General features: G+C 56.4%; 12 protein-coding genes. 11 read left to right on the top strand and 1 reads right to left on the bottom strand.

What is annotated here, in order from left to right; genetic code table 11:
- Positions 1-395 precede the first annotated feature (395 nt).
- Positions 396-878, bottom strand: a complete 483-nt coding sequence (locus SPV1_RS11280) for a hypothetical protein (protein WP_009851337.1) — start codon at positions 876-878, stop codon at positions 396-398.
- A gap of 169 nt (positions 879-1,047) precedes the next feature.
- Between SPV1_RS11280 and rlmN the strand changes: the two genes are divergently transcribed.
- The 11 genes from rlmN to SPV1_RS11335 all read left to right on the top strand — a co-directional run.
- Positions 1,048-2,142 (top strand): 23S rRNA (adenine(2503)-C(2))-methyltransferase RlmN, encoded by a 1,095-nt coding sequence (gene rlmN / locus SPV1_RS11285; RefSeq protein ID WP_009851339.1) that lies wholly within the window; start codon positions 1,048-1,050, stop codon positions 2,140-2,142.
- Positions 2,139-3,011: an S-methyl-5'-thioadenosine phosphorylase gene (mtnP, locus tag SPV1_RS11290; protein WP_009851340.1), complete on the top strand. Its 873-nt coding sequence runs from the start codon at positions 2,139-2,141 to the stop codon at positions 3,009-3,011. Before rlmN ends, mtnP begins: the two co-directional genes overlap by 4 nt.
- Positions 3,012-3,016: 5 nt before the next feature.
- Positions 3,017-3,787 carry a tetratricopeptide repeat protein gene (locus SPV1_RS11295; protein WP_040881853.1) on the top strand — a complete coding sequence of 257 codons (771 nt, stop codon included), beginning with the start codon at positions 3,017-3,019 and terminating at the stop codon, positions 3,785-3,787.
- Positions 3,784-4,791 carry a helix-turn-helix domain-containing protein gene (locus tag SPV1_RS11300; RefSeq protein WP_009851342.1) on the top strand — a complete coding sequence of 336 codons (1,008 nt, stop codon included), beginning with the start codon at positions 3,784-3,786 and terminating at the stop codon, positions 4,789-4,791. Before SPV1_RS11295 ends, SPV1_RS11300 begins: the two co-directional genes overlap by 4 nt.
- A 179-nt stretch (positions 4,792-4,970) precedes the next feature.
- The gene (locus tag SPV1_RS11305) at positions 4,971-5,648 is read left to right on the top strand and encodes a protein-L-isoaspartate O-methyltransferase family protein (RefSeq protein ID WP_009851343.1); all 678 of its coding nucleotides are present in this window, start codon (positions 4,971-4,973) and stop codon (positions 5,646-5,648) included.
- A 41-nt stretch (positions 5,649-5,689) separates the two neighbouring features.
- Entirely contained in the window at positions 5,690-6,064 is a 375-nt protein-coding gene (locus tag SPV1_RS11310) for a hypothetical protein (protein WP_009851344.1), read from the top strand.
- Between the two features lie 201 nt (positions 6,065-6,265).
- Positions 6,266-7,348, top strand: coding sequence for a lytic murein transglycosylase (locus SPV1_RS11315; protein ID WP_009851346.1), 1,083 nt, complete (start codon positions 6,266-6,268; stop codon positions 7,346-7,348).
- Positions 7,349-7,500: 152 nt separating this feature from the next.
- Entirely contained in the window at positions 7,501-8,151 is a 651-nt protein-coding gene (locus SPV1_RS14735; RefSeq protein ID WP_009851347.1) for a septal ring lytic transglycosylase RlpA family protein, read from the top strand.
- Complete coding sequence (locus SPV1_RS11325) at positions 8,148-8,696, top strand: LOG family protein (protein WP_009851348.1); 549 nt, start codon at positions 8,148-8,150, stop codon at positions 8,694-8,696. Before SPV1_RS14735 ends, SPV1_RS11325 begins: the two co-directional genes overlap by 4 nt.
- Positions 8,689-9,564, top strand: a complete 876-nt coding sequence (locus SPV1_RS11330; protein WP_009851349.1) for an RluA family pseudouridine synthase — start codon at positions 8,689-8,691, stop codon at positions 9,562-9,564. Before SPV1_RS11325 ends, SPV1_RS11330 begins: the two co-directional genes overlap by 8 nt.
- Positions 9,558-10,566 (top strand): D-alanyl-D-alanine carboxypeptidase family protein (locus tag SPV1_RS11335; protein ID WP_081442001.1); only part of this gene is annotated, 1,009 nt, incomplete at its 3' end. The genes SPV1_RS11330 and SPV1_RS11335, both read left to right, overlap by 7 nt.

Genomic DNA, 10,566 nt, shown 5'->3' on the forward strand with positions numbered 1-10,566 from the left:
AGCTGGATAAGCCCTGTTTTATCCCAATCAGAGTGGCCAACTGATTATTATTTAATCACACACGCACTAACAAGTATGCAACAATACCTACACTCCTCTTGCCTGCGATGCAGGACGGAGCATATCCCCATCCGATCAACCTGCCTGCAAGAGGTCAGGTCAGCACCTTCACGGTCTGGCGCCGGGCCGGGCATCAATCAATAAGACTCCGATTACATACATGCTCACGGCATAATATTACCTGGCGGTGAATGACGCAGGTTCGAACCCTGTTATCAATTGCATTTTTCATTTCAAAGGCCAGGCACACGAGATGGTCGTCAGCAGGAGCCGGATAACGATGGACACGCGACAGCTTGTCCAGCTGGTAAATGCAATCGAATCTTCCATAATAGTCAGTTTAGCGTTTCCGCTGTTAAATCGCCCGGCATGGCCTCCACTTTCAGCCGCCGGATACCGTGTGTCGCCCATTCATGGAGGTACCACTCGGTCAGGTCTGTAATTTTTTCGATTCTCTCGACTTGCGGCAGCGCCTCAAAGCCTGCTTCTCCCAGTTCATTGATAAGGTCGCGCGCGGCAAGCCGGTCTGCCAACTCTTCCCAGAAAGCCTCTTCCACATACTCATCAATACATTGAAGATAATCGGCTTCGAACGCCTTTGTCTCAAAGTATTCATCCACTTTTCCATCATATTCGACCAGAGCGGTCATTTTCGCCTTGTACGCGGCAGCCAGCAGCTTGCGCAGCACATGCCTGTGCGCCTGCACATCCGCATCATTGCGCTCATCGCCCTCGAGATGGCCGTGTTTGACCCATTCCCCTATACAGGCCAGTCGCAATAACAGTGCCAGCTCCTCTGTTGTCAGACTGATCTCCATCACCCCCTCCTCCGTAGCACTCCACATCGTATATGCTTAGATCACAGTTTACGCACTGCCGTCGCGATTTCCATCATCACAATCACATGGACAACGCTACCAGTCATCCTCCGGGCGACCGGTTGCCCCTCCGCTTGCCGGATGCATATGCCCTGTCACAATACCGCGCATGACACAGACAAGAAAAACCGCCACAGCAGATCTTGCCCAGCTCAGCGCGCTCAATCTCAGCGATCTGCAAGGATTGATGGAAGCATGGATGCAACCGAAATTCCGCGCCAAACAGGTGCTCGACTGGTGTAACAAGGGCATATTGAACCCGGCACTGATGAAAAACATACCGGATGCGCTGCGTGATCGCCTCCTCACATCGCTGATGTGCGAACCGCTGCGTCTGATTCGGCGGGAATGCTCGACTGATGGCACGCGCAAATATGTATTTGCCCTCAACCGTCCGCGTCTGGCAGGCAAGATGATCGAGGCTGTCTTTATTCCCGAGGAAAAACGCGGAACCGTCTGCATCTCATCACAGGTCGGCTGCGTGCTGGATTGCCCCTTCTGTCATACCGGCACACAAGGGTTTGAAGGCAACCTCAGCGCCGGCGAAATTGTCGCCCAGGTACTGGCGATCAAGGCCGACCTGCGCCATGAGCCGATGACAGATGATCTGCACAACGATGTTACTCATATTGTCTACATGGGTATGGGCGAGCCACTGGCCAATGAAGAGGGAGTCCATGGCAGTCTGGCCATATTGATGGATGAGGATGGCTTGAAGCTTTCACGCCGCCGCATCACGGTCTCCACCTCCGGCCTGACACCGCAGATCGAGCGACTGGGTGCGGTCCACCCGGTCAATCTGGCCATCTCGCTGCATTCGGCCATCGATGAGAAACGCGATCTGCTGGTGCCGATTAATCGTAAACACCCACTGGCACAGTTGCGCGAGTGTCTGGATGCCTACCCGCTGGCGACGCAGCGTCATATCACACTGGAATATGTACTGCTCGATGGCGTCAATGATCAGGCCGAGGATCTGGCTGCACTGGCTCGCTTTGTGAACCCTGAACGGGAGTGGGTTAACCTGATCCAGTTCAACCCCTATCCCGGCACTTCATACCGGGGAACAGCAAAGGAGAGCATGAATCAATTTGCGCAACACTTGATTTCAAAAGGTATTCGTGCCACGGTAAGGCGCTCGCGCGGACAGGATATCATGGCCGCATGCGGACAACTCAAGGCAGACACAAAAGGGGTTTCATGAGTCAGCTCACCCATCAACGTACCGGCATTATCGGCGGCAGCGGCCTCTACAATATTGCCGGTGTCGAAATCATCGACACCCTGACGATCGACACCCCCTACGGAGCGCCCTCGGATGAGCTGGTGCTGGCCCGCATCGGAGATCAGGAAGTAGTCTTCCTACCCAGACATGGGCGCAACCACAGCATCCCGCCGCACAAAATAAACTATCGTGCCAATGTCTATGCCATGAAACTGGCCGGTGTAAATCGCATCATTTCAATTTCCGCTGTCGGTTCGCTGCGCAAACATATTCACCCCGGCGAGTTCGTGCTGGTCGATCAGTTTGTTGATCGCACTCACAGCCGGGAAAACACCTTCTTCGACGGGCCGATCGTCGCGCATGTTTCAATCGCAGACCCGGTATGTAATCAACTGAGAAGCGCTCTGGAACAGGCTTGTCTGGCATCGGGCATCACCACCCATAACGGTGGCCGCTATCTGGTGATGCAGGGACCACAGTTCTCCTCCCGCGCCGAATCCGAGCTCTATCGCAGCTGGGGCATGGATGTCATCGGCATGACCAATATGCCCGAAGCCAAACTCGCCCGTGAGGCGGAAATTTGCTATGCAACGGTAGCCATGTGCACCGATTACGACTGCTGGCACGGACAGGAAGAGGACGTTTCTGTACAGTCAATTCTTGAGGTTATGCAGGCCAATGTCGCCAATACTCAGCGTATGCTGCAGGCATTCTTCGCCAGCGGGCATGACGCCGCATGCAGCAGCGGCTGCCGTCAGGCGCTTGAGCAGGGTATTTTCGCCGACCTTAAAACAGCCGATGACAGTGCCATCCTTCCTGTCCATGCACTGGTAGAACGGCTGCTGTGATTATTATGCGATCGCGCCCTCCCCTTCTGCTGGCCATTGCCATCCTGCTGACCCTGTCAGCCTGCGCCACGAACAACAGCAAAGAGGTTGAACGTCAGCACAAGCTGGCCAGCCTGCACTATCAGATTGGCGTGGATGCGCTGGGCAAAAACATGCTACCCAAAGCATTCGAGGAGCTGATGGAGTCAGATAGCATGGTTCCCGATCAGCCGGCGGTACTCGATGCACTGGGCTACGCCTGGCTATTACGCGGCGACCTGAAAAAATCCGAGACCTTCTATCTCAGAGCGTTGCGTAACGGTGCAGGCGCGGCGACACAGAACAATTACGCCAACCTGCTCAACCGTATGCAGCGATATCCGGAAGCCGAAAAAGCAGCCCGCGCATCCCTGAATGATCCCCGTTATCCCAATCAGGATCTCGCCTTCATCAACCTCGGCAATGCCCTGTCAGGACAGAAAAAATATACCGCCGCTATTCAAGCTTTTCAGCAGGCACGTACGTTCAATCCCGACAATACACTGGCCGCACTCAGGCTGGCTGACACCTATGCCCTCTCAGGAAAACCGTTACAGGCACAGGCTCTCTACGAAAACATTATCAGCTCACAACCGCAAAACCGTGCTGCTGTAGAGGGACTGGTCAGGGTACTTATCCAGCAACATCGACCCAACGCTGCACGTAATGCACTCAGCGCCTTTAGCCGGGTGACATCATCCGACACTGATCGTGCCTGGGCAATCAGCACCATGGAGAAGGCGGGGCAGCAGCCATGAGTCATCAGCCTGCCGACGAAATGACTGACGAGCACAATGAGGCAGATCAGGTGACGCAGCCTGCCGGCAACCCCGATGTGCGACAGACATTACTCACGGATATCGGCAATAAACTTACCGCAGCGCGTCTGGCACTGCAGGAGGGACTGGACGAACCGGCCCGAAAACTGAAGTTGCGCCGCAAACATCTGGAAGCACTTGAGTCCGGCAATTGGGACTCGATGCCGGACGATGTGTATGCCATGGGCTTTCTGCGGCAGTACAGTGCCTATCTCCGACTGGATCTGACCGATGAGGTTGAACGGCTGAAAAACAGCGCCTACACACTCACACGCCCGCTTACTTTCCCGGATCCGCCGGTAGCCCCGTCACGGCAATGGGCCTGGATCGCATCCGCCCTGTTCATCATTCTGCTGATCGCATTCAATGTCCTCTATCAGCAGGCGCCGGAAAACCACTCGCCGGCTGTCGTGACGATGAGTGCACCGAACACAGCCGAAGCCCCTGTTGTCGAAAGCTCACCTCCGGCTCAGACGACCGCACCGATCTCGCCCCCTGCAGAACCTGCCTCAAAGCCTGATGACAAGACTCCGGGCGAAACCGTCGGCATCGTCACAGAACAGACGACGCAGACTGCTCCGACCGTCGCCACAACCCGGAGTACAACGCAGGCCATCCCGAAACCGGCAAGAAAAACCGTTACGCCACAGCCACCGACAACCCACACCTATCGTTTCGAAGCTGTCGGTTCCTCGGTCTGGATCCAGATATCCATGCCGAACCCTGCCGGCGACGGCAAGGGTCGACTAATCAAGGAAGCGCTATTGCAGCAGGGGCATCACATCAGCCTGAAACAGCCGGTTGATGCACTATGGATCACCTGCGGCAACGCCCCGTCCCTGCGCATCCTGGTAGATGGCAAGTTGCTGGCTGATACCGGCAGCCTGGGCGCAGGCAAAAAAGTATTGCGGGATCAGCGCATCAGCAGTAACCGGGGCCAGTAGTAGCCCCACTGTACAGCCGCAGGCTCAGGCTTGCAATTTCACAGCAACCTCTGCATATTGCTGTGCCTTGAAATCAACACTGTTTCAAGCCGTGTCGCCGCATCAGATGAACGGGCATCTGACGGCCGTTGCATGCACGACGTTTTTGCAGAATCACCTTTGGAGAGGGAGCCATTCACATGACTGTTACCGACTTTCAATTTGCGCGTAAAAACATGGTGGATCAACAGATTCGCTGCTGCAAGGTGCTGGATGCCTCAACACTGGATCTGGTTGAATCCATGCCCAGAGAAAATTTCGTACCCGAGCATGTCAAGAGCCTGGCCTATATGGAAGGGCATGTGCCCCTGCCCTGCAACCAGGAGATGCTCAGCCCGCTTCAGGAAGCAACGATTATCTCACACCTGGCTCTGACAGGCAGTGAACGTGTGCTGGAAATCGGCACCGGCACCGGTTTTCTCACCACCATGCTGGCCATGCAGAGTGGTGAAGTCGTCAGCTGCGAAATCCATGAACCGCTGGCCGAATCGGCGCGCGGGCACCTGCAACAACATGGCATCACCAATGCACAGGTAGTCACCATCAATGCCATGGATCCCGCCGCCGTAGCCGCCTGCCCTGAGATGCAGCAACCCTTTGATGTCATTGTTCTCGCGGCTGCCCTTCGGGAGATTCCCGCCCATATCGAAGCTATGCTCACCAATGGCGGCAAACTCATCGCCTTTGTCGGTCAGAACCCCGTTGTTTCATTGATTCTGAAAACAAAAAACGGCCAAACATGGCAGCAGATAGGCCTCTTCGAGACGCTGCTGCTGGATATGGAAGGGTTGCCGGAGAAACGTCAGTTCATCTTTTAACGATGCCGCGCATCCGTTGAGCTGACAAAGGCGCAGCCCTGATGAATCGTCCACTGCGATATTACACACTGCTCTTCGTCCTGCCTGTGCTGCTGGCTCAGACAGCAATGACAGATGCAGAGCCGGTTGCGCCCCGCCTGCTCTTTTTTAACACCCTGCCCTGGCAGGTTCAGCCTTATACTAACGGATCAGAAACTCTACCGGTGACCACCACATCCATACCCGGCCCGCTCAGCATGCGTGCGCCACTATGGATTACTATCGATCAGGTGCCGGCTGGCAGGTGGCATCCCCCCTTGCTTACTCCGGCCGTTGCCAGAGCCGCACAACAGGCGCGCGAAGCCCAACGCGCCCGACGCATGGCTGACAGAGCCTTTTATTTCGGTATTGATGCCGACAATGATGCGCTAAAGTAAGCAACCTGCTCAATCGTTCACCCCGCCTGATATCCCCAGCCATGGCCGTCACAAGAAAGCGTAAAACCGACCGCAAATCATGTGGCTCCATCAAGCAACGTCCGGAGAACAAGAGCAAACGTGGTCATATCAAGGTGCTGCGCAAAAAGGTGGTAGAATAGCCCCTACCAGTCAGTGATATTCGCCGCTAGCATACCGCACATGCCTTTGCGCTACCCATTGAATCACCCGCCATCCGATGCCACTGATCTCTCAGCGGATAACAGATCACCTGCCAGCCCCTTACGGCGCACTCTGTTACGCGGCATCGGCCTGGCCGGCCTGTCACTCTGTTTGTCGCCATCTCTGCTCGCAGCCGTCATCAAACATCCGAAGCAACACTTCAGCAAGGCCTACCTGGCACAGTTGATTGCTGCTGAAACCGGCCTGCCGGAAAAACAGATTGCACAGACGCTAAAAGGCGCCCGTTTTATACCCAGCATCATCACACGCATCACCACACCCTATGAGTCGCGCCCGTATGCCGAATACAGACCACTGTTTCTGACCGACAGCATGCAACAGGCGGGAAAACGCTACCTGAGCGAGCAAGCAACAATATTCAAGACTGTGGAGAAAGAGTATCAGGTCGAGGCTGAGTTGATTGCCGCTATTCTGGGGATGGAGACCCGCTATGGCCGCCACCGTGGTAGCGACCGCATCATTGATGCCCTGTACACCCTCTCCACCGGTTTCCCGCGCCGTGCCGACTTCTTTCGTCATGAACTTGGCGAATTCCTGTTAATGGCCCGGGAGGAGAAACTCGATGCGACCACTGCACTGGGCTCCTATGCCGGTGCCTTCGGCACCACCCAGTTTATCCCCTCATCGTTCCGCGCCTATGCCGTGGATGCCGATGGCGATGGCCGGCGCAATGTGTGGGACTCCCCCAGCGACATTATTGCCAGCGTCGGCAACTATTTTCACCGGCATGGATGGGAAGCCGGGCGGCCATGCGCTCACTGGTTACCGGTCACACCGGCTCTGGCTGCCCGTGCCAAAGCCGGCTTCAGAGAGTGGGGAGAACTGGCAGAGATCAGGCAACAACTGCCGCCTCTTCCCTCCAGCTGGCATGATGATGACAAGGTTGCCATTATCGACATGCAACCGGCTCAGGGACGACGGTTTGCACTGGTGCATTATAACTTCTATGTCATTACGCGCTGGAATCGCTCTTATAATTATGCGATGGCAGCCAGTGAAGTGGCCGCCATGCTCGGAGGCAAGATATTCGCCGTCTCCTGAATGCGGGGCTACTGATCGCACTGCTGCTGAGCGCCTGCGCCAGACCGGTAACAACGCATCTGCCTGCGGATCATCCGCAACTACCCGATGGCAAGGATGGCGTCCGAAAAACAGGCAACCCCTATAAGATAGCCGGGCGTTGGTACACTCCGATGCCGTTTGCAACGCACTATGACAAAACCGGCATTGCATCATGGTATGGCAAGGATTTTCACGGCAAACGCACGGCCAATGGCGAACGCTACGATATGCATGCACTCTCTGCCGCTCACAAGACACTGCCACTGCCGACACTGGTTCGGGTCACCAACCTGGACAACGGGCGTGCGGTCATCGTGCGGGTTAACGATCGTGGCCCGTTCGTTAAGGAGCGCCTGATCGATCTCTCCTACGCCGCCGCCAAAGAACTGGGCTATGCCAATCAGGGCACGGCACACGTACGCGTACAGACACTTGATGAAGTACCTGCCAATACCACTCCAACGGTCGCAGAAGCAATCAGGGCGCCGGTTCAGACGAGCATGGTCAACGTTAAGCCCCCGTATGCACCTGCCGCCACACCGACCGCCGGCGGCCATCTGTTTGTTCAGCTGGGCGCATTCCGTTCGCAACAGAATGCACTCAGACAACAGACACAACTGCTGCCGCATCACCCCGATGCCCATCTGGTAACGGTACATATTGATGGCCTGCTACTCTATCGGGTGCGTATCGGCCCGTTCAGTCAGGTAAGTCAGGTCGAAAAAACCGTAGTCACACTGCAACAGGAGGGTTTCTCCAAGCCCATGGTCATTATTGAATGAAAACAGAGAGCACCGCACGACCTCGTCTGGCCGCCTTCGGCTCATCGCGCATCGGAGAGGGTGACCCGGTCTACAGGGATGTAGCCGCTCTCTCCAAAAGCATTGCCCAATCCGGCTGGAACGGGATGACCGGCGGACATCAGGGCATGATGGCTGCTTTTTCCGAAGGCATTCACGCCGGCGGCGGTCACATTCGCGGCATTACACTGGAGCGCTTTCCCACTCCGCCGAATAACACCTTCAGCGAGGAGGTGCGCGCAGCCGATTTTTTTGACCGCATGGGACGCATGATCGAGCAATCGGATGCATGGCTGGTGCTGCCCGGTGGACTGGGCACACTGGCGGAGCTGGCCATGACCTGGGATTTGATTGCCATTCGCGTACTGGAACCGCGCCCGCTACTGCTCTACGGTGGGATGTGGGAGCCGGTAGTCGAGATTTTGCGTGAGCAACTGATTCTCTCCGCCGACCGGGCATTCGACAGCATACGGATATGCCATTCGCATGCCGAGGTACTGCAGGCGCTCTCGGGTTCGCATGAGTAAACCGGGTGAATTTATCGACCTCAAGGGTCGCGTCACGACTGCTCTGGCCGGACAACGGCTGGATCAGGGGTTGGCAGAGGTTTTCACGCTCTCGCGCCGACGCAGCCGTCGCGCCATTGATGAGGGCGGCGTTTACCTCAACGGCAAGCGCTGTCGGACAGCCGGCCGGAAACTCAGTTGCCATGACAACATCCGGGTCGTCATGCTCGAAGGTGAACGGCTAATCCCATTCACTCCGGCGCAACTGGTCTGGCAACAACCGCCGTTGTATCTGATACATAAGAAAAGCGGGCAATATGCTCAGGAAGCATTGCATCGCAGCCGTGGCACGCTGCCGGATGAGCTGGCGCGCCACCTTGAACTGACCCCTGCACAGGCCAGTGAGTTGCGGCCTGTGCACCGGCTGGATCGTGACACCTCCGGCCTGATGCTGTTTTCCGCCAGCGCTGCAATGTTGCAACACCTGCAGGCCCACTGGCATGATGCTGTCGAAAAACGTTATCTGGCTGTCGTATCACCGGCACCGGACTGGGATGATCAGCGCATCCGCCTGGCCATAGATCGCAATCGTGATGCCCATGGCCGATATCATCTCTCGCCCGACGGGCGCGCCTGCGACAGTGAGGCGCACGTAGTCGAGCGGCGCGATAACCGGGCCCTGGTGGAACTTGTCCCGCATACCGGGCGAAGTCACCAATTGCGTGTACACCTTTCTGCATTAGGGTGTCCCATTCTTGGTGACAGCCGCTATGGCGGCAAACCTCACCCGCGTCTGATGCTGCATGCTGTTAGCCTGTGCATCAGGCCACCGGCCCTGCCGGAAACAAAACAATGGAATCAACCCCCTGAGGAGAACTGGCAATGGTAATGACAATCCGAACCGGCAAACCGGCAAAACAGCTCTTGCACGCACTGGCCGTGCTGTTGTTGATGATGCCGCTCGCAGTACACGCTGCCGCCTGGCCGGAATCCCCCAGACTGGATGCAAAAGCATGGGCCATGATCGACGCCCGCTCCGGTCAGATCATCGCCAGCCACAACGCCGATGAACAACTGCCACCGGCCAGTCTGACCAAAATGATGACCCTCTATCTGGCATTTGAAGCGTTGAAACAGGGGCGACTGTCGCTGGACACGCCTGTTTCAGTCAGCCAGAAAGCATGGAAAATCGGTGGCAGCACGATGTTTCTTGACCCCCGCATGCATCCGACTGTGGGCCAGTTGATACACGGCATCGCCACCTACTCCGGCAATGATGCCTGCATTGCACTGGCCGAACATATGGAGGGCAGCGAAAGTACGTTTGCCGAACGCATGAATGCCAAAGCCAGGGAACTGGGCATGTTGCACAGCCACTTTGTCAATGCCACCGGCTTCCCAACTGAAGGGCATTACTCATCAGCCGGAGATATGGCCATTCTGGGTGCAGCCCTGTGGCGCGATTTCCCCGAACGCTACAAGCTGTTCGACGAAAGAGATTTCACCTATGACGGACGCACCCAGCCCAACCGCAATCGCCTGCTGTGGACCATGTCCGAGGCCGATGGCATTAAAACCGGACATACCCAGGAGGCCGGCTACTGTCTGGTCGGATCAGCAGAAAAAGCGAACACCCGCTTTGTAGCTGCTGTATTCGGCACCAAGTCCGACCGTGCCCGCGCACAGGAGACCCGCACGCTGCTGCGTTTCGGTTTCAACCACTTTGTCACCAAAAGACCTGCCGAGCGGGAAATTCGTCGTCAGGTGGAGGTCTTTGAGGGCACCGAAGATCATGTCTGGCTCAGGCCTGCATCCGATGTATGGGTTACCGTCCCCAAAGGTAGCGAGTCATCGCTCTCATTCCGTCTGCGCTATGATCTCCGTAAAAGCA

Source organism: Mariprofundus ferrooxydans PV-1, from assembly GCF_000153765.1.
Lineage (GTDB): Bacteria > Pseudomonadota > Zetaproteobacteria > Mariprofundales > Mariprofundaceae > Mariprofundus > Mariprofundus ferrooxydans.